The organism is Bacillus salitolerans (genome assembly GCF_042680805.1).
GTDB lineage: Bacteria > Bacillota > Bacilli > Bacillales > SA4 > Bacillus_CJ > Bacillus_CJ salitolerans.
In genome coordinates this window covers 22,387-45,942 of sequence record NZ_JBHUEM010000060.1, presented here as the reverse complement: position 1 = coordinate 45,942, position 23,556 = coordinate 22,387, and the positions used below count along the sequence as shown (strand labels likewise).

20 protein-coding genes and 1 pseudogene are annotated in these 23,556 nt (G+C 37.4%); 4 read left to right on the top strand and 17 right to left on the bottom strand.

What is annotated here, in order from left to right:
• Positions 1 to 18: 18 nt before the first annotated feature.
• The 4 genes from ACFSCX_RS25460 to ACFSCX_RS25445 all read right to left on the bottom strand — a co-directional run bounded on the left by ACFSCX_RS25460 (position 19) and on the right by ACFSCX_RS25445 (position 1,701).
• The gene (locus ACFSCX_RS25460; RefSeq protein WP_377931082.1) at positions 19 to 375 is read right to left on the bottom strand and encodes a hypothetical protein; all 357 of its coding nucleotides are present in this window, start codon (positions 373 to 375) and stop codon (positions 19 to 21) included.
• 263 nt (positions 376 to 638) lie between these two features.
• A complete protein-coding gene (locus ACFSCX_RS25455; RefSeq protein ID WP_377931081.1) occupies positions 639 to 869 on the bottom strand; it encodes an excisionase family DNA-binding protein in 231 nt (76 codons plus the stop codon).
• An 87-nt stretch (positions 870 to 956) separates the two neighbouring features.
• Entirely contained in the window at positions 957 to 1,322 is a 366-nt protein-coding gene (locus tag ACFSCX_RS25450) for a hypothetical protein (protein ID WP_377931080.1), read from the bottom strand.
• Between the two features lie 97 nt (positions 1,323 to 1,419).
• The gene (locus tag ACFSCX_RS25445) at positions 1,420 to 1,701 is read right to left on the bottom strand and encodes a hypothetical protein (RefSeq protein WP_377931079.1); all 282 of its coding nucleotides are present in this window, start codon (positions 1,699 to 1,701) and stop codon (positions 1,420 to 1,422) included.
• A gap of 256 nt (positions 1,702 to 1,957) precedes the next feature.
• Here ACFSCX_RS25445 and ACFSCX_RS25440 point away from each other — a divergent pair, with 256 nt between their 5' ends.
• The gene (locus tag ACFSCX_RS25440) at positions 1,958 to 4,045 is read left to right on the top strand and encodes a bifunctional diguanylate cyclase/phosphodiesterase (RefSeq protein WP_377931078.1); all 2,088 of its coding nucleotides are present in this window, start codon (positions 1,958 to 1,960) and stop codon (positions 4,043 to 4,045) included.
• A gap of 42 nt (positions 4,046 to 4,087) precedes the next feature.
• Here the strand turns inward: ACFSCX_RS25440 and ACFSCX_RS25435 are convergent, their stop codons facing one another.
• Positions 4,088 to 5,221, bottom strand: coding sequence for a CapA family protein (locus ACFSCX_RS25435; RefSeq protein WP_377931077.1), 1,134 nt, complete (start codon positions 5,219 to 5,221; stop codon positions 4,088 to 4,090).
• A 292-nt stretch (positions 5,222 to 5,513) separates the two neighbouring features.
• Here ACFSCX_RS25435 and ACFSCX_RS25430 point away from each other — a divergent pair, with 292 nt between their 5' ends.
• The 3 genes from ACFSCX_RS25430 (at position 5,514) to ACFSCX_RS25420 (ending at position 11,253) form a co-directional block, all read left to right on the top strand.
• The gene (locus tag ACFSCX_RS25430) at positions 5,514 to 8,171 is read left to right on the top strand and encodes a response regulator (protein ID WP_377931075.1); all 2,658 of its coding nucleotides are present in this window, start codon (positions 5,514 to 5,516) and stop codon (positions 8,169 to 8,171) included.
• Positions 8,172 to 8,381: 210 nt separating this feature from the next.
• Complete coding sequence (locus tag ACFSCX_RS25425) at positions 8,382 to 9,248, top strand: CheR family methyltransferase (RefSeq protein WP_377931073.1); 867 nt, start codon at positions 8,382 to 8,384, stop codon at positions 9,246 to 9,248.
• 25 nt (positions 9,249 to 9,273) lie between these two features.
• Positions 9,274 to 11,253, top strand: a complete 1,980-nt coding sequence (locus ACFSCX_RS25420; RefSeq protein WP_377931071.1) for a PAS domain S-box protein — start codon at positions 9,274 to 9,276, stop codon at positions 11,251 to 11,253.
• A gap of 42 nt (positions 11,254 to 11,295) precedes the next feature.
• On the opposite strand, the gene ACFSCX_RS25415 is transcribed toward ACFSCX_RS25420, so the two are convergent.
• The 12 genes and pseudogenes from ACFSCX_RS25415 to ACFSCX_RS25360 all read right to left on the bottom strand — a co-directional run bounded on the left by ACFSCX_RS25415 (position 11,296) and on the right by ACFSCX_RS25360 (position 23,162).
• Positions 11,296 to 11,895 carry a response regulator gene (locus tag ACFSCX_RS25415; RefSeq protein WP_377931070.1) on the bottom strand — a complete coding sequence of 200 codons (600 nt, stop codon included), beginning with the start codon at positions 11,893 to 11,895 and terminating at the stop codon, positions 11,296 to 11,298.
• 2 nt (positions 11,896 to 11,897) lie between these two features.
• A complete protein-coding gene (locus ACFSCX_RS25410) occupies positions 11,898 to 13,028 on the bottom strand; it encodes a sensor histidine kinase (protein ID WP_377931069.1) in 1,131 nt (376 codons plus the stop codon).
• A gap of 49 nt (positions 13,029 to 13,077) precedes the next feature.
• Positions 13,078 to 14,145: a Delta(5) desaturase DesA gene (gene desA, locus ACFSCX_RS25405; RefSeq protein WP_377931067.1), complete on the bottom strand. Its 1,068-nt coding sequence runs from the start codon at positions 14,143 to 14,145 to the stop codon at positions 13,078 to 13,080.
• A 331-nt stretch (positions 14,146 to 14,476) separates the two neighbouring features.
• Positions 14,477 to 15,814 carry an FAD-dependent oxidoreductase gene (locus ACFSCX_RS25400; protein ID WP_377931065.1) on the bottom strand — a complete coding sequence of 446 codons (1,338 nt, stop codon included), beginning with the start codon at positions 15,812 to 15,814 and terminating at the stop codon, positions 14,477 to 14,479.
• A 97-nt stretch (positions 15,815 to 15,911) separates the two neighbouring features.
• Positions 15,912 to 17,176: pseudogene (locus ACFSCX_RS25395) on the bottom strand (neutral/alkaline non-lysosomal ceramidase N-terminal domain-containing protein).
• Positions 17,177 to 17,179: 3 nt separating this feature from the next.
• A complete protein-coding gene (locus ACFSCX_RS25390) occupies positions 17,180 to 17,608 on the bottom strand; it encodes a GNAT family N-acetyltransferase (protein WP_377931063.1) in 429 nt (142 codons plus the stop codon).
• Between the two features lie 98 nt (positions 17,609 to 17,706).
• The gene (locus ACFSCX_RS25385; RefSeq protein ID WP_377931123.1) at positions 17,707 to 18,216 is read right to left on the bottom strand and encodes a DUF1572 family protein; all 510 of its coding nucleotides are present in this window, start codon (positions 18,214 to 18,216) and stop codon (positions 17,707 to 17,709) included.
• Complete coding sequence (locus ACFSCX_RS25380) at positions 18,213 to 18,554, bottom strand: NIPSNAP family protein (protein ID WP_377931062.1); 342 nt, start codon at positions 18,552 to 18,554, stop codon at positions 18,213 to 18,215. The genes ACFSCX_RS25385 and ACFSCX_RS25380 overlap by 4 nt, the downstream gene beginning before the upstream one ends.
• A gap of 38 nt (positions 18,555 to 18,592) precedes the next feature.
• Positions 18,593 to 19,723 carry an NAD(P)/FAD-dependent oxidoreductase gene (locus ACFSCX_RS25375; protein WP_377931060.1) on the bottom strand — a complete coding sequence of 377 codons (1,131 nt, stop codon included), beginning with the start codon at positions 19,721 to 19,723 and terminating at the stop codon, positions 18,593 to 18,595.
• Positions 19,724 to 20,172: 449 nt separating this feature from the next.
• Positions 20,173 to 21,333, bottom strand: a complete 1,161-nt coding sequence (locus tag ACFSCX_RS25370; protein WP_377931058.1) for a toxic anion resistance protein — start codon at positions 21,331 to 21,333, stop codon at positions 20,173 to 20,175.
• Entirely contained in the window at positions 21,320 to 21,982 is a 663-nt protein-coding gene (locus ACFSCX_RS25365) for a 5-bromo-4-chloroindolyl phosphate hydrolysis family protein (protein ID WP_377931057.1), read from the bottom strand. The genes ACFSCX_RS25370 and ACFSCX_RS25365 overlap by 14 nt, the downstream gene beginning before the upstream one ends.
• 226 nt (positions 21,983 to 22,208) lie before the next feature.
• Complete coding sequence (locus tag ACFSCX_RS25360) at positions 22,209 to 23,162, bottom strand: alpha/beta hydrolase (RefSeq protein WP_377931055.1); 954 nt, start codon at positions 23,160 to 23,162, stop codon at positions 22,209 to 22,211.
• Positions 23,163 to 23,556: the final 394 nt, after the last annotated feature.

Below are 23,556 nucleotides of genomic sequence, written 5' to 3'. Positions count from 1 at the left end.
ATCTTCATAAACAAAACTTTAATTTAATTTCCCTTTCATTTCTCCTCGTTTATAGTCGGGTTGATCATTATTCATTTCCAAGAAATTTTGATTTTCCCGTCTGTCTCCCTCATGAACCCCGTCAGCTTCATCTGGATCTCCATAATTCCCATCAGGTGAGAAATAATCATTGTCCATCATTTTGGCTCTTTGACGGTCAGTTTCTGTATCCATAAAATCCGTTTCGCCGTCATTATCAAAATCGTATCTTTTCTCATCATAGCGAACTGGACTATAATTTACATTATCAGTCATATTGTCTTGAAACATATTACAAGCGGTTAAAATACTAAATGAAGCGAAAAACATAACCACCATCACATATCTTACCTTCAATTGCGAGCCCTCCTTATACATCATCCTTCCTTTATACTATTTGCTTGATTTATGTTCTTAAGCATCATAATTACATACACTTTATGTAAAAATACCCAATTCTTAGTCTTATTTTCTCTAATATGCAGTAGTGAATCATTAATAGCAGTCAAATCCAATATCTTATCGGTCGAAAATACAAAATACAGGCCGAATCCAACACTTTACCGACCAAACTCTTGGCCATACCGGCTTAGTCCAAAATTCTAGCTAATATACTTTGTCTAGTCCTCATCCCGAATATCGATATCTTCTGGAATGGGCTCATTATGTAATTCTTCAACTAATTTTAAATACTTCTCCAGCTGGTTAAAATGAGTATCGAATTGGTCCTTATAAAGGATATAATCCTTTCCATCGAAAAGAGCCCTGACTCTTTTTTCTTTAATTAGTTTTAGAACATAAGCCTCTGATACTGATAATAATTCTGCTGCCTCTTTTATCGTTACGTACAAATGAAATCATCCTTTTTCCCTTCATTTTACTTGTACAACACTTTGTTAACAAGAAAACGAGCCAATCTGTTGGCTCGTTTATCTGGTCTATCGATTTCTTTCAGGGTTTCTTCCTAATTGCTCTCTAGGTTCTTCATCTGGATCAGGTTCTTCCCTATCCATATTAAATAAAGTATCAGGCTCACCTGGCTGACGTACATTTCGATTTCCTGTATCAAGATCAAAATTATCATCTATACGATTTGGTGCAAAATCATTTCTGTCATTTCCAAAAAAGTCACCATTTTGATTATCATCTAAAACCCCTCTAGTATCATTACGCTCATCATCATATCTAACTGGACTAAAGTTTGTTCCATTATCTCGATCAGTTAAGTTATTGTCATTTGCTCCACATGCTCCTAATAAACCAATTGATGTGACAACAATTGCCGTTGTTAATGCTTTTCTCATTTATCTTACCTCCTTTATTAGTAAGCAAGATTAGTATTTGTATTAACTACTTCATTACTCCGTCATATAGATGGAAACTATTCAAATACTTTACATGTTAGCGTTGCGCTCTTGATTCATGATTTAAATACATGTCACCTCGATCATCCGTTAGTCGTGGATGTCGACCATGTCCATTCCTGTTATGGTTATCACCTGCGTCATAACCACGACCTGGTGTAAAGTAATCATTTTGACCCATATCATGATCTTCATAATTTACTTGGTTGTAATTAACTCCTTCTGGTTCAATGAAATTGTTGTCATTATCATTGACACCACATGCAGCTAATAAACTTATTGAAGTAACGACTAAGGCAGTAGTATAAGCTTTTCTCATTCGTTTGACCTCCTTTTTATTAGCAAGCATTTATAAGTATTTGGTTCTTTTCCATTTTCAAATCTGCCAAAATACTTTCATATTTTCTATAAATGTCCACTCATTCAACCATTAAAATACGGGTAGGCACTATACATGACATCTTAAGTTTTTATGTATACTAATATAAATTCACACACGTAATTTGTTCGGTATGATATGATTACTAGGTATTTAACCCTATAAAATGGGTCTTATGATGGAAGTGGTGTTTGTAGTGCATAATCAGATAAATCAAAAGAAGAATGTAGATCTTTTTTGGGATCATACTAATATACAAAGCTTTTTAAATAGCCCTAATACTACCGTGTGGTATTGGGACATCGAATCAGATGCTGTCTTAATTACAAAAGGGGTAGAAGAGCTGTGTGGATATAAAAGAGAAGACTTCATCCATAACCCTACCATTTGGAAAAATAACATTGTTCACCCTGAAGACCGAGAAATAATAGTACAAAATGAAAAAATACACCTAAATGGTAAACATACTATATACGAGTACCGAATTGTTCAACCCAACGGATCCATTCGCTGGGTACGAGACCATGGTATTCCAATTACAGATAAAAACGGTAATACTGTACGAGTATACGGAGTTCTTGCAGATATTACTGAATTAAAATCAACCCAACAAGAGCTATTAGAAAAACAGGAACAAATCGAAGCGATTATTGATTCAGTTGACATTATAGTTTGGTCATATGATTACGAAACAAATAAAACTATCTATTCAGCAAGCTCCAAAAAAATTTATGGAATCGATCCGAAGGCATTTGATGAAAATCCTGGGCTATGGAGACAAGTTGTCCATCCAGACGACCTGAAGTATGTAGTCAATAAACATCAGGAACTATTAGCAGGGCATATCATTTCACTCGAATATAGAATTATTCGTCCAAATGACGGAAAAATAAGGTGGATTAATGACCGGGGTATTCCTAAGTTTAATACTCGAGGAGAAGTAATCGGTATTAATGGAGTAAAAGTAGATATCACGAAGAACAAAATGGCTGATCAAAAGATTCGGTTCATGGCTTTGCACGATACCTTAACAGGTCTACCCAACCGCAACTTATTGTATGATTATCTGCAAAACCTGTTAACTAATACCGAAGAAATGACAAATAGAAAACTTGCAGTTGCCTTTATTGATTTAGACCGATTTAAGCTAGTAAACGATAGTTTAGGACACCATTATGGCGATCTATTGTTAAATCATGCTGCATTTCGCTTAAAACAACATATATCTCAGGAGGATATGATTGCCCGCCAAGGTGGAGATGAATTTATCCTTATACTTGAAAACAAGGAAAAACATGAAATCGATAGTATTTTAAATCAAATTCTTCATTCCTTTGCCACTCCGTTTCATTTAGAAAAGGAGGAGGTATATATTTCTCCTAGTATCGGGGTCTCTTTTTACCCAAAGGACGGAACAGATGCAGATACACTTATTAAAAATGCTGACTCAGCCATGTATTATGCAAAATCAGTCGGTAAGAATAACTACAAATATTTTGAAGCATCGCATCCAGAACATGCCATTAGCTCCATAAAGCTTGATAAGCATCTTCGGAATGCCTTTAAAAACAATGAATTTGAATTATTTTACCAACCATATGTAGATAGTCATACTGGACAAATTAAAGGTATTGAAGCGTTAATTAGGTGGATGAATCCCAAATATGGTAACGTCTCACCTGCTACGTTTATCCCAATAGCTGAAGAAACAGGATTAATCGTACAACTCGGAGAATGGGTGTTACGAAGGGCATGCAAGGAAATTAAACAATGGCATGAAGAAGGATATCCTAAAGTAGTACTAGCAGTTAACGTATCCATTCGCCAGTTTAATGATGACCGCTTTACTACCATCGTACAATCTATATTAGAAGAATCTCGCTTAGAACCACATTTTCTAGAGCTAGAAATTACGGAGACTATCATGCAAAATACAGCCGAATCCATGCAAATAATCAGTAAGTTAAAGGAATTGGGAGTAAAGATAGCGATTGATGATTTTGGGACTGGCTACTCGTCACTGAGTGTATTGAAGGATGTATCCCTTGATAAATTAAAAATTGACCGTTCTTTTGTCGTCCAGATTGGATCTGAAAAAGCCTCCATTATATCTACTATCATTCAGCTAGGAAAAAACTTAGACTTACAAGTTGTGGCTGAAGGTGTTGAAACAAATGCCCAACATGAATTTTTAAGAGAGGCAAACTGCGATTTTATTCAAGGCTATAAAGTCAGTAAACCAGCCCCACTTCACGTATTAAAAAACTTGTATAAAAAGTCTTAGTCACACATATAGAAATCATCACTCATAATGAGTGATGATTTTTTATTTTGATAGAACTGAGTCATATACAACCCACCTTGAATCACTAATTTGGGCCGATAATCCAATAATTTTATCGAGGACTCGTTTTGCTTCCAATCCGTTAAGTGGCGTTGGTTGAAAGTTATTTCTCTCCGTAACTGAGGATATACGATATGGAATCACTTGAATGTCCTTTTGTTCAGTAATTTCACCATCTATAAAGTGGAAGGTTTGTTGAAACACAAAGGTATCTTTATCACTAGGGTTCCGGTTACCTCCGAACATGAAGTTCCCCAAGCTGTATACAATAAATTTTCCATTGTACTCCTCAATACCTTGAACAACATGCGGATGATGTCCTACCACTAAATCTGCACCACTATCAACGGTATATCTGCCAAGAGCTTTTTGAGTTTCATTAGGGACATACATTCGTTCCTCACCCCAGTGAAAGTGAACGAGAACTAGCTTTACTCCCTCGTCTCTTAGATGTTGAATATCTCTAGAAATTTGGGTTCTGAGCGCTTTCGTATCATGCCAGCCATTGTATCCAAGCGCTCCAATTTTTATATCCTTTATAGTAGTCATATAATAATCTTTGTTACCAAAGTAACCCACCTCATACTTATTGAGATGATGTATCGTATCCTCATATCCTTTTTGCAAATAATCATACGTATGGTTATTGGCCAAATTAACGGCTTCAATACTTCCGAGCGTTAATATTTCTGCATAGGATGGATCTCCCTTAAAACGAAATTTCTTGTCTGCTTTTTTAGTGGATGTAGTTAAAGTAGTCTCTAAATTAACAGATGTAAAGTCATCCTCTGAAAAAAGATCCTTTATATTCTCAACAAAAAATGCCAGTCCGTTCTTATCTGCTTCTTGATTAAATGAATTATAATACCCGAAGCTTTCATCACTTCCAATTGTAAAATCCCCAGCAACGCTTAGTTTTATAGTTTCCATAACTGGGTCAGGGACTGGTGCTGGAGGAGAAGACTTGTGAGACTTTTCCTTATGCGCCCTTTCCACATGGTTTTCAGCATAATGGTGTACCGTATTTTCCTCTTGAATGGCCGCAATTCCTACAATCGAACATGCACTTAAGAGACATAGCAAGCAAATAAACCATAGTCCATATAATACTCTCATCTCCATCATCTCCCGGCCTTTACCACGATTTTTTTACACACTATGTCATCTTATGGATGTTTTCAGTAGTAATATGCTATTTGCCCGCACAAATCCTTTCAAACGACAAAGGTTATCAAAACAATCTATTTTTCTCACACTCCTAGGCGAGAATTCGATTTATTTATTCAAATATAGTATTTTTTCGGCAATATAGACCGCATATTTTGAAAATCGCACCAAAACATGTTTTTATTAATATAAGATAGAAGGAAATAGTAAAAGTTTGATAGAAAGTGAGGTAGCGAAGAAGGTGAACTTTAAAACGATACTTTTTACTGGTTTTGGGTTAGTCATAGCCGTTATGGGAATCGTCATGATTATTATTATTAATACACTAAGTAGTCAAACCGAAAACATGCATAATCTAGTAAATGACCGCTACAATAAAATTGAAAAAGCGAACCAAATTCGATATGAAATCGGAACGATCAACATTGAATATTTAGAAAATGATGATATTCAATCAGTTGAATTAATCTATCAAAACATCAACCAGTATATCCGAGAGTTGGACTTGCTACTAGAACTCGATCAGGCTCAAACACTTCTTACAAATCTAGAAGACCAGTATTTCACTTTCCGGTCAAGGCTAGAAAACCTACTGGACAATTTAGGTAGTGGAAATAATAATGTCCACACTACACTCATACAGGCTACATCTGAGGAGCAAGCACAGTTAATCTTTGCAGTCGAGGAGCTTATTAATTTCCAAGAGGGTGTGATGAGAGAAACGATTGAGGATGCTAGAATCTCGTACAACAATGTTATCCGGAATATTATTGTAGCTATGGTGATTGGTATCCTTGTAGCCCTGATCATGGGATACTTTGTTACTCGTAATATTACTGGACGTCTAATCAAGGTTAAAAACGTCATGAAAACTTTAACAGATGATAATTATGGGTACTTAAAAGTAGATGTGATTTCAAACGATGAAATTGGAGAGATAGCAAAGGCATATAACGAACTGGCGACCACTCTAGAAAGACAAGAAAAGATAGAACAAGAATATCGAGTAAAGATAGAAGATCAAAACTGGATTAAAACGAAAATTGCGGAACTATCTGTTCTTACACAAGGTGTAAATGATTTACATGTAGCAGGCGATCGCTATATTCGGGAGACTGCCAATTCCATTGGCGCTAGTTTCGGTGTCCTATATTTACTTCAAAATGACGGAGAAAATGAATATCTTGATCGAACAGCTACCTATGCTTATGCGAATCAGTCAGATTCTGCTTTTGCCGAAGAGAAAATTTGGCTCGGTGCAGGTTTAGTTGGTCAATGTGCGAAATCAAAAGAAGTCATTTTATTAAATTCTGCCACTGATGAGTATATCAACATTACTTCTAGTTTCGGACAAATAAAAGCCAATAATATTATCATCCTCCCAATCTTGGTAGATAATGAGCCAATCGGTGTCATAGAGCTCGCCACTCTTACAGAGATATCAAGTATAGAACGGGAATTCTTACTTCAAAGCACTGAAATGATAGGGATCATCTTCAATCGTATCTTTAGGCATAAACAGGTCGAGGAATTATTGAAGGAATCACAAACGTTAAATGAGGAACTTCAGACTCAGTCTGAAGAGCTTCAATTGCAACAAGAAGAGTTACGTACGATGAATGATGAACTCGAGGCTCAGTATAAAAGTTCCGAAATGAAGACGAAGGAATTAGAGGAAATCAAAGAAAATCTAGAGCAGAAGACAAAAGAAATCGTGATGAGCTCCAAGTATAAATCCGAATTCATGGCCAATATGTCTCATGAATTACGAACTCCACTAAACAGTTTACTCATACTGGCTCAGATGTTACTAGAAAACAAAGACCAGAATTTAAACTCCAAGCAATTAGAATATGTCACGACGATTTATTCTTCAGGAACAGATTTATTGCAGCTCATTAACGATATATTAGACCTTTCAAAAATAGAGTCTGGCAAGATGGAAATCGTGGAAGGCGAAATTTATGTAGATGACCTTTTCACGTCACTTGAACGGCAATTTGGGCCTATTGCAAGAAAAAAAGGGCTAATATTTACCTATGAAACAGAAGATCATGTACCTTCCATCATCTATACGGATGAACAAAGACTAAATCAAATTTTAAAGAACCTTTTATCCAATGCTGTTAAATTTACAGAGGAAGGAAAAGTTCACCTCAGCTTAAGCCAAAAACACCAAGATGGGTTAGATTTCATTACATTTTCCGTCATTGACACAGGGATTGGCATCCCTACCTCGAAAAAACTAGATATTTTCGAAGCATTTAGACAAGCAGATGGAACAACTAGCCGAAAATACGGTGGTACTGGCCTCGGCCTTTCTATATCAAAAGAATTGGCCACACTTCTAAATGGTGACTTAACGGTCGAAAGTACAGAAGGAAAGGGTAGTACTTTTACCCTCTATATACCCTTACATGAAATGACAAAACAAGAAATCGTAAACCAAGATCAAGTGGCTTATGACTCGATTGACTCCCAAGACCATGAAATCGCTGCGACTAACGATCATCCAGGCTCATTCAATGGAAAGAAAGTATTAGTTGTTGATGATGATATGAGAAATATCTTTGCCCTAACAAGTTCCTTAGAGGCAGCAGGTATGGATGTTACATTCTCAGAAAATGGGAAGGAAGCACTTGCCAAACTACAAGAACAAAATGATTTTGACATTGTCTTAATGGATATTATGATGCCAGAAATGGATGGCTATGAAGCCATGAAGTCCATACGAAGTATGGAACAATTCGCTGATTTGCCGATCATCGCTTTAACAGCAAAAGCAATGAAAGATGACCGTCAAAAGTGTATTGATGCCGGTGCAACGGACTATATCAGTAAACCCGTAAATCTAGAACAACTATTTTCAATTATTAGGGTATGGTTATCCCACAAGTAAAAAATACAATCGGTGAGACGTTTTTTCACTGATTGTTAGATGGTTGTCTATAGGGTACATAGATGTTTGTCTGTGCGCCTTTGTCCTGCCTTTACGGGATCGGTATATCCCACCTTATGGAAGCGTAAGATGTGGGTTATAGCCCTAAACTTCAAGAGCGAACTGACATATTAAAAGTACTAAAACACTAACGATTATCAGGTGAGCGTCATGAATAAAGTCAAAGAAAGAAAAAGTGATAGTCAATCCCCTATTGAAGAATGTACAGAATTAGAAAGAATTGAAATTCATTTATTGCTTAATGGTATTTATTTGAAATACGGAGCCGATTTTCGAAACTATGCTTTTACCTCCATTAGGCGTAGAATTTGGCACCGAATTAAAGCTGAAAAACTACAAACGGTTTCATCCTTATTAGAAAAAATATTACATGATCCTGCAACGATGGATCGGCTATATGCTGATTTTTCTATTAATGTCACAGAAATGTTTCGAGATCCCTCATTTTTTATGGCATTTCGAGAAAAGATTGTTCCTCAACTAAAAGACCTTCCGTTTATACGGATATGGCATGCAGGTTGTTCAACAGGAGAAGAAGCCTACTCCATGGCCATTCTTCTTCACGAGGAAGGCTTATATAATAAAACAAGAATATACGCAACGGATATGAATGCCAATGTCATCAAGAAAGCACAAACGCGGAAGTTTCCACTTCATCGAATGCAAACCTATACGAGTAATTACTTTAACTCTGGTGGGAAAAATGCTTTTTCAGAATACTACTCAACAGACGAGCAATACGCGTGTTTTCATTCCTATTTAGCAGATAATATTACATTTGCCCAGCATAACCTTGTAACAGATGGGTCATTTAACGAATTTCACGTGATTATTTGTAGAAATGTCCTCATCTATTTTAATCGAGAGCTACAAAATAGAGTCCACCAACTCTTTTATGATAGCCTGTCACCAAATGGTTACTTAGGACTTGGAAATCGCGAAGGATTATCTTATACAGACGGTTCAGATCTCTTCAATGAAGTATTAAAGAAAGAAAGAATTTATCAAAAAAAATAAGATTTTACCAAAGGGCGAGGTGCTTATGGAGAAGCCAACAATAAATATATTAATGGTGGATGACAGACCAGAAAATCTACAAGCCCTAGAAGCTGTGTTGGAATCATCAGATTATGAATTGATTAAGGCTCATTCTGGTGAGGAAGCACTAAAATGGGTGTTAATAAGGGAGTTCGCTGTTATCCTAATGGACGTTCAAATGCCAGGCATAGATGGATTTGAAACCGCCAAATTAATACGTGCAAGAAAAAAGTCGCAGCAAATCCCAATTATCTTTATAACGGCTCTTACCCAGACTCAGGATTACGCACTGAGTGGGTATTCTGCCGGGGCGATTGATTTTTTATTTAAACCATTTAATCCCTTTATCTTAAAAAGTAAAGTAGAAGGTTTTGTGAAAATATATATAAGTCAATGGGAGCTTCAAAAAAAGAACGAACTGTTGCTAAGGCGTTCTGCTGAATTAGATAGAGCGAATTCACAGCTCAAAAAGAGCGAATCTATCGCAAGGGCCATTAGTGAAACGTCTTTGGACACCATTTGCACCGTGGATAAAAGTGGAAACATATTAAGTGTCAATCAAGCTGCTACTACGATGTTTGGCTATAAGGAAGATGAATTTGATCATCTATCTAAAATGATCCCTTTATTTCAAACACAGTCATTACAAGCTTCATCACTGAAGCTCATGTTTGAAACGACAGCTAATCGAAAGAACGGCACGAGCTTCCCCGTTGAAATTCAATTAAATCAAATTATAGAAGCAGATCAAGATCTATATGTCTGTTCAATTCGGGACATTACAGAAAGAAAAAATCAGCTTGTTCAATTAGAAAAACTCGTTGAAAAAAGAACAGAAGAACTTCGGGTCATCAATACGCATCTCCAACGGGAGATTCAAGAAAAACTTGAAATGGTAAAGTTTGCACAAATAAGTGAAGAAAAATATCGTAAGTTAGTCGATCACTCACCTCTTGCTATTGTCGTATTGGAGCTCGGTAACAATAAATGGTCGTTTATTAATGAAACTGGCATTAAAATGCTTGGTGGTACTACTTCTAATGATATCCTTTCAAAGGATTTACTTCATTTTGTCCATCCAGATGATCACGGTTTAGTAAAGGATCGACTGATGAAAATATCAAAAGGGGAAAGAGTTGGGACGGTCGAAGAAAAGTTTGTTCGATTAGATGGTGAAGTTATTGATGTAGAGGTATCCCTTATTCCATTTGATTATTTTGATAACCCTGCTGTTCATATTGTGATTAGGGATATCACTGAAATAAAGAGGACACAGGAATACATCTCTCAATCTGAGAAGCTTTCGGTCGTTGGAGAGCTAGCAGCAGGAATTGCTCATGAAATTCGCAATCCACTTACAAGTTTAAGAGGATTCACTCAATTACTGGTACATAAAGATGAAACGACGAGCAATCCGTATGTTCCTATTATGCTTTCAGAGATTGATCGTATTAATACGATTGTCGGAGAGCTCTTATTATTAGCGAAACCGAACCAGGAGGATTTCAGAACAGTAGAAATCACAGACCTTCTTCATACAGTTATTATTTTGATGAATACACAAGCAAATCTACATAATATTGAAATTAAATTTGCTTGTGAAAAACATTCAAAATCGATGATTCATGGCCTAGAAAATAAGTTGAAACAAGTCTTTATTAATCTTATCAAAAATGCCATTGAAGCCATGCCTAGTGGTGGTGAAATTGTGATCCAGCTCACCCAGTTTCATGATCACATCTCTATCGAAATCAAAGATGAAGGCTGCGGAATCCCAATGGACATACTATCGAAAGTCGGACAACCGTTCTTTACGACAAAAGAAAAGGGTACAGGCTTAGGTCTCATGGTTTGTAAAAGTATTATAGAAAGTCATCAGGGGACAATGCGAATCAAGAGCTATAAAAATAATGGAACAACAGTTATTTTAGATTTCCCCATACTTACTCAAGCTACAAATTCCGATGAACTCATACATACATAAAAAGGAGTTGAATACATTGTTCAACTCCTCTTTCTATGCTACTTATCTAAACCAGCCCTTTTCTTTAAATCTCTTGATGGCTTCAATTCGATTTGTTACCTCTAACTTATCAAGAATAACAGATATATAGTTCCGGACCGTCCCGGTTGTAATATATAACTGACTAGCAATCTCTTTCGTATTTTTTCCATCTGCCATTAGGAGCAGAACTTCATTTTCCCGGTCAGTTAATGGATTTTCCTGGTTATACGCTTCATCTACAAGCTCAGATGCATAAATACGTCTTCCTGCTATCACACTGCGAATAGAGCTTGCAAGCTCTTCACTCGGACTGTCCTTTAACATGTACCCATCTACACCAGCCTTCACAGCACGCTCAAAGTAACCTGTCCTTGCAAAAGTTGTTAATATGACAACCTTACAACCAGAACCTTTTAACTCCTCGGCAGCATCAAGGCCGCTCTTTCCTGGCATCTCAATATCCATAATACAAATATCAGGCTGATGTTGATGAACTAGTTTAACTGCATCTACCCCATTATTAGCCTTTCCTACGACCGTCATATCTTCTTCAAGGTCAATAAGAGCTGCAAGGGCGCCAAGCAGCATTTTTTGATCCTCTGCAATGACAATTCGAATCATACTTACACCTCCGCTTCAGACTGTTTATGTGTAATGGGTACTGTAATACTAATCGTTGTTCCTTCACTTGAGTCAATGTCAAGACTCCCATTTACAAACTCAAGACGCTCTCTTATTCCTTGTAATCCATTCCCTTTTAAGTCAGTTAAAGCACCAGTTATACCCACTCCATCATCAGCTACCTTTACAACAAGCTCAGTCTGAGATGGTATTATTGAAATAGTACATTTTTTTGCATGACTGTGTTTCACGACGTTCGTTACCGCTTCTTTCATGCACATACTGACAACATTTTCAGTAATTAAGGATGTATTAGACAGCTTTGTATCGCCCTTCAACTCAAATTGTATACCCGCTGCTTTTAAAATCTGATTCACGCGGAAGATCTCGTCCTCTAGTTTCGTTCCGCGCATTTTAGTAACCAGTTCTCGTACTTCCTTTAATGCAATCCGAGCAGTTTGTTGAACATCATTAATCTCAATTCTAGCTTGTTCCGGATCCTTGGTGATGAGTTTTCTGGCTAAATCACTTTTTAAACCAATAAGAGAAAGCTTTTGTCCTAATGTGTCATGCAAATCTCTTGCAATTCGCTGTCTTTCTTCAAGCTTGACAAGCTCAGAAATTCGTTTATTTGCATCTTCAAGCTGACCTTGAAGCATATCCTCTTTGTTTTTATTATACGTACTCACCGGTAAAAGGATAACAGCTAGTAAACTAAGAAACACAAAGGGAAGTTGGGTGATAATCACTCGATTGTCTGTTACAAATCCATAGTTTACCGTTGCAAAGGTCGTGATTAATAAGATGATATATAGCATAAAAAAGGCAATCCTGTTTTTAAGATTACCGATAAAAAAGGCTAAAAATAATGAAAAATAGATATATCCGAACAACAAGCTCATGGCAGTTGATATGGCGATTAAAACACTCGTCCAGAAATAAACAAGCCATCCTTTTGATACAAAGGATAGCACATAGCATATAAAGAACATGACAATCATCGCAATACCGAAGGCCGTCTCATAGGTTGAAGAAGAGTGAAAGATGAAATAAAAAGGAAGGATGTAAAAAACAACCCAAACATAGGGGCTTAGCCCTGTATTTTTCCGCAACAGCTGACTCCAATTTTTCACCTTCACCCCTCCTTTTTCACCTATTTTATCATAAAAATTGATTTATTGGTTATTTCCCTTGTAAGCTCGGTTTTCGTCTTGTCACCTTTTCTTGTAAAGTCTCTTTCTTTGATTCGTTTTGCTTTCGATAGCTTCTCAACTCTTTAAAGGTGATAAATGTTTTTTCCTTCTCATCCCATAATCGGTATTTAAGCGATTTTAAGCTTGTACCGAGCGTGATCGTTGTTGCTTTTTGAAGAGGAAGAGTTTCATTATGGGCTTTTTCTAAATGATAGTTTGGAACTCTTGGCGCCAAGTGGTGAACGTGATGAAAACCAATATTACCTGTAATCCACTGCAGCACTTTTGGAAGCTTGTAGTAAGAACTTCCTTCAACGGCAGCTTGCACGTAGCTCCACTCGTCCTCATGCTCAAAATATGAATCCTCAAATTGGTGCTGTACATAAAATAGCCAAATCCCCATTAAACCAGATAAGAAGAAAACTGGTCCTTGGATGAATACAAAAGCTTGCCAGCCAACGAGCCAGCAAAGGAAACCGTATAAGGAAACAATTGAGATGTTCGTAATATACGTATTGATTCTTTCCTTTTTCTTGGCCCCTTTACGGTTGAATCGATATTCAAGTAGAAATACGGCAATAGGTCCAATTCCAAACATCACAATAGGGTTTCGATAAATACGGTAATAAATTTTTGTCCATAATGGAGCTTCCATATACTCGTCCACTGTTAAAAGCCACATATCCCCCGTTCCTCGCTTATCAAGGTTACTGCTCGTAGCATGGTGAACAGAATGGCTATGCTTCCATTGTTGGTAAGGCACAAGCGTTAAAACACCTGTAATCGTACCAAGTATATCGTTTGCCTTTCGGCTTTTGAAAAATGATTGGTGGCAGCAATCATGGAATAGTATAAACGTTCTTACCATAAACCCTGCCGTTAAAACTAATAGAGGAAGTGTTAACCAATAAGAAATCGCTAAACTTTCATATGCCAAATACCATAAAATGATCAGTGGTCCTAACGTATTAACAATCTGAAGAATACTTTTTCTCGTATCCGTCTTTTCATATGGAGCGACCTCTTTTTTCAGCTTGGAAATATTCTTATTTGACATTGTGTTCCTCCTATACTTGATGATTAATTTGCTTTGTCTTTACACCCTTCGAGTAAACTATTCTCATGTTATTTAGTATAAGAAGTTCCTAAAAATTTTATAAGGCATATATGTCATTTTAGGGTATGACAAATGTCATATAGGACTTTAAGCGTATGTCGATTATTTTGTTATTCGCTCGTAATAGGAATGGGAACTAGATGGAATGAAATGAGGCGCACGTAGGCGGTAGTGGGGAATAATTTCAATGTATTATTTATTTTTAACTATTTTTTTCTTACTGTCTATGCACTTCACTTATATAGAAAAGCCAAGCATTAAAGCTTGGCTTCTACTTTCTCTTAACGCCTCTTGCAGCTTGTTGAATGGGGTCCCAAACACCGTTATAAGGCGGGGCATAAGCTAAATCTAAATCCAACAACTCTTCCATTGTCATCTCATGATAAAGTGCTGTTGCCAGTACATCTATACGTTTATCAACGCCATTTTCTCCAATAATTTGTGCACCTAAGAGCTTGTGTGTTTCCTCATGATAAACCATTTTGATCTTCATGATTTTGTCATTAGGATAATAGCCTGCAATGTCAGTAGCCTCTTTAAGGATGGTCTGATACGGAATGTTGAGCTTTCTCGCCTCTTTTTCTGACAGCCCTGTCCGTCCTAACGTTAAATGAAAGAACTTGATGATAGACGTTCCGACGACACCTTTGAATGATTTAGGCATATCAATCATATTTAAGCCTGCAATTTGCCCTTGCTTGTTTGCATGTGTGCCTAGCGGAATATGGTCATCTCTTTTCTTCACACGGTGGTAGTGAGTTGCACAGTCTCCAGCTGCATAAATATCTTTTACATTTGTCTCCATGTAAGCATTTACTTGTATGGCTCCGTTCACTGAAGTAACAACACCGGTGCCTTCTAAGAACGAGGTATTTGCTCTCACACCGACTGCAATTAAAACAAGATCACATTCATACACACCTTTATCTGTCTTAATCTGCTTGACACAATCACTCCCAAGGAACTCCTGAACAGACTCCCTAAATCTAAGTGTTATGTTATTACGCAAAGCTTCTTCATGAATGTTCTCCGCCATATCCGCATCAAAGATACCGGCTAATTGATCATTTCGCTCAATAATGGTTACATTCTTACCTAGTTCAGCAAAGCTCTCTGCCATCTCTAGTCCAATGTAACCTCCACCAATGACGGTAACGTTTAACACATCCTCTTGTAAGTAGGACATAATTGCCTTTGTGTCAGGAATTGTCTTAAGGGTAAAGATACCTTTTAAATCAGTCCCATTCCACTCCGGTATAAATGGGCTTACCCCTGTAGCCACTAAAAGCCGATCATAGGTGAGTTCAAAGGACCGTCCCTCATTATGATCCATTCCTATCACCTTCTTATTTTCAACATCCACCTTTTGCACTTCATGATACACTCTTGCATCAATACCATATTTTTGTCTAAACGTCTCTTGACTTCTCGCAATAAGCTTATCGGTCGATTCTATTTTCCCACTTACCACATAAGGAAGACCACACTGACCATATGAGTAAATACCACCCTTTTCAAGAGTAATCACATCATGTGTATCACTGTTTCGCACAATTTGCATCGCAGCGCTCATTCCTGCTGCATCTCCTCCAATAATGATGATCTTCATCGCATCAACTCCCTGCTATAGTATGTATCAAGATATCATAACGTATTTGCACATTCGAACGATTTCCTGCTTGACATTCAAAAGCATATTGACATATTTATGCTATAGTATACAATTCCACTACTTTCCTTACGATTTCTTCAGCCGTTGATTCGACCGGAGGCATCCATAAACTTGTGATGGGTCCGTACACTACTGGATTTAAGTCTACTTCATACCCACCATAAGGATAGGCTTCTTTAGTAGGTAAGTAGCCTAAATAACCATTTGTATACCCTCCAAATAAGACAAGCTCATTGTTAAGCTTCTCTTTAATATCAATCGCCATTTCTGAAAAAGGCTCCATCGGTATTCCAGAAAATGCGCCTTCATTAATCTGAAGGATTTGAACTTCTACATGAATCGATAACTGTTCATCTCCCTTTTGATACATATGAATAAGTGAATTTCTCCAGTTTTCCGTGTTAACTCCCCACTGTTCGGCAGCTAAAGCAGCCAACCTATTTATTCCATCCGGGCTTGGAATCTTTTTAACCTCATCGGATATGTAGTCGAATTTGTTCTTAGCTTTGATATCTCAGCGTAGTGAATACTTGGAAGAATCGTAAGAACACTACCGCTCACCTTATAAGCCATCTTTTCTATGTCGTTCATTGAACCGCGGTAAATGGGATTCACATTTCCTGCTGCGCCTTGAATTACAATAACAGAACAATCGAGAATGTGTTCAAGAATCTCTCGAATTCTTCCAGGATAATCTGCCGATAAGCAATCACTATCTCCCTTCAATACATTGGGATGAGCAGTGCAGAATACAATCAAACCTTGTAAAATTCCTGTAACTTGATGCTTGATTGCTAGTACACTAATTCTATTATCAACAATACCTTCTAAATTCGTTCCCATGACCGCTTTTCCAGTAGAAGAAATTTCCCTGCGATTTACACCCATATCACTTACAGTATGGTTCCAACCAACATTAGCTACTTGTAAGTTTTCATTTGCTAGAATAGCTGCTTGTACCACATTTTGAATAAGCATTTTTTTATAAGCCTGGACGATTACTTCTTGACCAGCTGTTGCAGGACCAGAATGTGTATGAGTAAACACTACTGTTGTTTGAGCTATTGAAATGTTTAAGCCATTCGCTATTTCATTACGAATAATGGTAGTATCCTCTATTAACATCCCTATATTATCAATACTGACAAGCACTGATTTATCTGATTTTGTTTCAAATACGAATGCCGTTGCATATAGACGATCTTTTATCCCCATCACGCCTGTTTCCCGATGATAGCCAATAAAAGCAATTCCAAGCGGAGGTGTTATATCTACTTTATAAATACCAACTTTACTCATTTATTAATCCCCTATTCTTCTTCTAAAGTAAATAATCTCCGGGTCCCCCTCATCTAGATTATCTACGTATCCACTCTGAACAAACCCATTTTGTTTAAATACCTCTTTCATTGTTTGATTAGATTGATTTGTTGAAGAGAAAATTTTAAAGGTAGGTGCATTTTCAATAAAATACGTTAATAGTGAGGTTGCATAACCCTTTCGTCTCTCTAACGGGTTCACAATAATTAGGGATATAAAGCTACTTTCAAAAAAATGTGTATTGTAAGTTAAAAATCCTGTAATAGAATTCCGCTCTTTTACAACGATACACCTTTTTTCTTCCATCGCTTTTTTTATATATCCCTTTCTGCTATCATTACCGATTACTTCTTTATCAATTTCGACTACTTTTTCTAAATCGTTTAATAATGCAATAGATACGTCTCTCATAATTTAGCCTCTCCTTAAGCCCTTGTTCTCGAAAACGACTCCAAATCCAATTGAAGTTTTCTTAATACATGACTTCTCTTCACTTCATTTGTTTCTTTCTAGTTAGTAGGATTTATGTTCTTCGGAATGCTTAAAATCGTCCAATCTTTATCCTTTATTTGTTTACCTATATAAAGAATTTGACCAAGATGATAACTAATATGAGCTACTTCGGTCTGGATTGCTTGAAAAACACTTACAGGTTGACCACGAAGGGTAATCGTGTTATGTAAGTCAGATGGCTCCAAGTTTTCAACCGTGCGAAATAATAATCCCCAGCCGCTTTCCCACATTTCTAGTAATTCTTCCAATGTTTCATGCCCAGTCTCAAATTCTAAGTCTCTATTTCGAGATGGCTTTTCTCCATCAGTCGTTAAAAAATCCACCCATCTTGAGTTCATATTTCCACTTAAATGCTTGATGATGATCGCAATACTATTGGACTCCTCGCTCGGCTTCCAATGTATCTCTTCTTCACTAAGCTGCTTCATTCCCTTTTCAGCACGCTGTTTAAAGTGTCTAAATTGCTGAATGGCTACTGTTAGATATTCTTTCTCAAAGCTATTCATTTCCATGTGCTACCCCCTGCGACCGTATTTTCAACAAAATCCTGTTCCACCTTGAAGAATACCTCTTTCAAGTTCTCTCTTCCTCCCCATTTTTTGTACCAGTTCTGGACACGTTTAATGTGCTCCTCATCGCTTCTGACCTTGCTTTCGATTGCCTCATACTCTTCAAAGCTATCATATTCCCAAATTGCAAATATCTCTACCACTCCATTTGTCTCTGGTGTCATCCATCTTCCTACTAACCGAGCCCCATATTTTAATTGAGTCGGCAGGAGAGTCTCATTAAAATCTAGAACAATACTAGGGGCAACATTATATAATTTTCTTCGATAAATCATTCGTTTGACACTCCTTCGTATACTTGTTTAGTTTGCCATTATAGCTCATTATCTATCTCAATCGCACCAGCCGTATCATAATTTTCTATTTGAAGTCCTGTTGGCAGATTCAAGGCTAGCTTCGCAAGCTCTCCTCCTAAGTACGGACCGCTTGTTAGCCCAGAAGCCCCTAAACCGTTTGCGACCAAAACACCTTTCCAGTTAGGAACATGGCCAATAATCGGTAAAAAACCAGGTGTATAAGGTCTGAAGCCTACTCTTGTTTCAACGATGTTACATGACTCAAGTCCAGGAGCCACCGCTAACGCCTTATTTAACACCTCATGCATTCCACCAGCTGTCACGCGATGATCAAAGCCAGCCTCATCCTCATGAGTAGCTCCAATCACTACACGACCGCTCTCGAACGAAAGGATGTATTGATCATTTGGGGGCATCACCACTGGCCAATTACCCGTTTCAACACGTTTCATTTCTAGATGAACAATTTGAGCCTTTTGAGGTCTTACAAGGAAACGTAATCCTAAAGGTTTAAATAGCTCATGTGACCAAGCTCCACCTGTTACAATCACCTTGTCGGCATTTAGCCGTTGTCCCTCAAGAGAAACACCTGTAATGGTATGATCGTCAAAAAGGAGGCGAGCATCTCCGCACAATATTTTTGCTCCTAGTTTCTTCGCAGCGTTTAATAACGCATTTCGGAGCTGACGTCCATTTACACGAGCTCCCCCGCTAACATGGACTGACCCATACTCACTTGCTAAGGGAGGAAACAGCTTTTTTGTTTCCAGTGACGACAAAATCTTAATTTCCCCTATCTCTGGTGCATCTTCCCGTCTTGTTCTAGCACGATCTGCCATTTTTTCGAGCTTATCCTCGTCTGTATGCAAACTGATCGCTCCTACTTGACGATATCCCGTGTCTACTTCACCAAGTTCTTTCAACTCTTTTACTAGCTCTGGATAGTAACGGGCGCCTCCTTTTACTAGCTCGTACCATGCTTTATTTCTGCGCTGCGATAGCCATGGACATACAATTCCAGCAGCCGCATCAGTTGCTTGTCCTTTATGGCTACGGTCCACTATCGTAACTTCTGCCCCAGCTCGAGCAAGATGATAAGCAGTCGATGCCCCGAGTATACCCGCTCCAACTATAAGAAAACGTTTCATGAAAACACCTATCTTCAGCTTTTTCTCTTATTGTACCTAATCCAGAAGGTGCTTCTCAATTTTTTAGGGGAAATGTTTTTGGAACTTGACTCATTTGGAACAAAAGGCTCAGGGTGCCCGTATAGCCTAAGGCAGAGCAAATTCCTAAATGAGAAAAAAGGAGATTTTCCACTTTTACTCATTTAGGGTTACCCCACTCCAACTGGCGGTAAAAAATCAAACTGCCAGTTGGAGTCCAATTGATTCAACTAACGATCAGAAAAAATCAATGATGGAAGTTTCACTGTATCTAACCTCGAGTAGGATAAAATGGTAAAGATAATCGCCATTTTAGCTTGGCTGGGCGCTGGGGCCGGATTAATAAGACATCGTAATAAGATACAATCAACAACTTATTATTTCTTATTCATCAAAAAAGCCTTGTCATCATTAGACAAGGCTTTAACTTATTATTTATCTTTAAATTCGAGTAGCTTATTTTTTAGTTCATGTTCCATGGCTGAGAGCTCAGCTTCAGCTTGTCTACGCTTATTTCTTCCTTCCTCCTGAATTCGAAGGGTCTCCTCTAAAGTGTAAATCAGACTTTCCTGTGTTTTCTTCAAGGTTTCTATATCAATAATTCCTCGCTCATTTTCCTTCGCTGCCTCAATCGTATTGGTCTTCAACATATCTGCATTTTTTAGTAATAGCTCATTTGTCGTTCTAGATACGTGCTTTTGAGCCTCGACCGCGTGACGCTGTCTTAATAAAGTTAAAGCTATAGCCACTTGGTTTTTCCAAAGGGGAATAGCAGTTAAAATAGACGACTGGATTTTTTCAACTAAGGCTTGATTCGTATGTTGGATAAGTCTTATTTGCGGTGCACTCTGAACGGTAATCTCCCTGCTCAGCTTCAAATCGTGTAGTCGTTTGTCCAACCTATCTGCAAATTGAATCATATCCTTTACTTCTTGAAACTTCATTTGATCGTTCGTAAGCTCCGCCTCTTTTTTCAGAGCCGGTATCGTCTTTTCGTGCAGCTCTTCTAACTTTATTTCCCCAGCCGAAATATAAACATTCAGTGCTTGGAAATAGTCTTTATTATGTTCATATAAAGTTTCTAGAAAAGAGATATCCGATAACAGTACACTTTTGCTTCGTTCTAGCTTTACACTGATTCGGTCAATTTGTGCACCCGTTTTTTGATATTTCGATAACACTTCTTGTACAGAATTAGATACTTTTCCGAACATCCTTTTTAAAAAGGATTGTTTTTCAAGCTTTAATTCATCTACATTGACATCATTAAATCTCTTCATCAGATCATGAATAATGTCTCCAATTTCACCAACATCCTTTTTTTGAACATGTTCGATCATAGTGTTAGAAAAAGATAAAAGCTTACCTTGTGCATTTGTTCCATATGAAATCATGGCTTCATGGTCTTTTGGATCAATCAGTTCTGCGAGTTGATAGGCTTTCTTCCGGTCCTCTTCTGGTATAACATCTATTAGTCTAACTGACTTTGGTTGTTCCTGTGCCTCAGGATTTATCTCAAGCTGCTCTTGACCAAATGGAGTAGCCAATAATTCGTCCATTAAATCAGCAGAGCGACTATTATTTTGTGTCATGCTTTCCTACCTCCTCTAAGCTTTGCGAGTTCTTTATTTGTCCAATCGAATGCTTCGCCACATCTAATTCAAAATGGAGCTGTTCAATATCGTTCGACAGCATATAATAAAGATCCTTTTCAATGGATTCAATTAATTCATCTAATGTGGTTCTTGTATCCACTAAGGCTGCCTGTACTTCTAATGTTTTTTTAGGCTGTGAAGATAAGAACACGTATTTTTCTGTCAGCTCCAACGCTGAATCTAAATGGGAATAGAAAAATCGTTCAGCTTTATAAAAGCGCTTAGGCTCTGCCTTTGATAAGCTATAAATTTTTCTGACAACCCTTAGCAGATCAATTCTTTGCTTTAAGGTCGTAATATGCCGAATAGATATAACACTTCTTTGAAGACGTGCTATTTTTTTCTTTGCTTCCTGTAAATTTTTCTTGATATAATTGAACTCTTTACGCGTCAACCCGTTCTTTTTTAAGTATCTTGAATGAAGCATCCCTGATAGTAATCCAAAAAGAATAACTCCCCCACCTACAGCGATTCCTGATGAGGCTAAGAAAGTTTGATCATAGCCAATAAAAAGAACGAGCCACGTAATAAACATAATCGGTATCGTCATCATCAATTTTACTAAAAAGACAAAAATCGAATTCATCGTTAATCGACTCCTAATCATAATCTACCCATATTATATCTACGAATGAACTATCTAGCAGGTTTCATCGTAGATTCTCAAAAACCCCTTATTTACATTTTATAGTTAGCCTCTTATTTTACCAATGGACTTGAAATGTAGGAGCATCTAGGTCTAGAGGCGTATTTTTAATAGTTAAAAAAGACGCAAAGAACAGATTATGCTCCTTGCTTCTTAGATGTTGGTGTTATTGTATAGCATTTCTGAGAAAGTCTTTTAGACGAGCCTGATATTCAGCCTCTGCAACTGTGTATCCTTCAGTATGTCCAGCACCTGGTACGATCCAAATCTCTTTATTTTCTCCAGCCGCTTCATATAGTTCATTGGCCATCTCTGTCGGAACAAGCTCATCCTTATCCCCATGAATAATAAATAGAGGCAGTGAATTCTTCTTCACTTGTTCGATGGCCGATGCCTCAGTAAAAGAATAGCCCGCTCTTAGCGTTGTTACGATGCTAGTTACCTGCATAATTGGAAATGCTGGTAAACGATATAAATACTTTAATTGGTGTGATAGCTCTTCATGAACTGATGTATATCCACTATCAGAGATGATTCCTTTCACTTCTATTGGAAGCTCTTCTCCACTTGTCATTAATACGGTAGCTGCACCCATAGAGAATCCGTGAAGGAATATGTTCTTCGCTTTTTTCTTATCAATTAAATAGTCAATCCATATTTGATAATCTTTTCGGTCGTGCCAGCCATAACCGATGTAATCCCCTTCACTTTTTCCGTGCCCTCTTGCATCAGGCTTCAAAATGTTGTAGCCAAGTTCATAGTAGTACTTCGTAATACCGGGCATTTGTGTGTTGTTCCCTTTATAGCCATGAGCAAGAATGACCGCTTTTCCATTTGAGTGTTCATTTTTTAAGAATATCGCGCTTAGCTTTAATCCGTCTTCACTGATCACTTCAGCTGAATCAAATTGCTTGCCTTCCGTCCACTTTACAAGTTCCTCAAGCTTGGCTTGTTCTTCCCTAGCTTCTTCCCCACTTGCCGGCTCAGAACCTCCGTGTAAACTGATTGGCTCATGATGCCTATTAATTGCAACACTATAGAAATAATTCCCTGCCCCAATCAGAATGACCGCTGTGATGAGCAATATACTACCAATAATCCAAAGCATACGTTTTTTCAAAACCATTCTCCTTCACTATCTACTAATCTCAACGATTTATTTCTTTTTTCTTCTAAAAAAATAGCATTTTTCAGCCATCTTCTTTCATTTCGGCTCGATTTTACTAAAAAATAGGTTTGTATAGTTAAAAATGTAACTAGTTTTTCTAGTATTCTATCTAGTTTTTCAATTTATCAGCAACTTATTGAATTTTATCAGCAACATCTTCCATTTTGTCAGCAACTATTTCACTTTATCAGCAACTTTTGGAAAATATCATCAACTTTTCAATTTATCATCAACTTATATATTTTTATCATCAACTATATATAATTTATCGGCAACTCCTTTTCTCTAATGCACTGACATGATTTCTTTCTCTTCTGCCCTGACCATATAAAATCAGCAACTACTT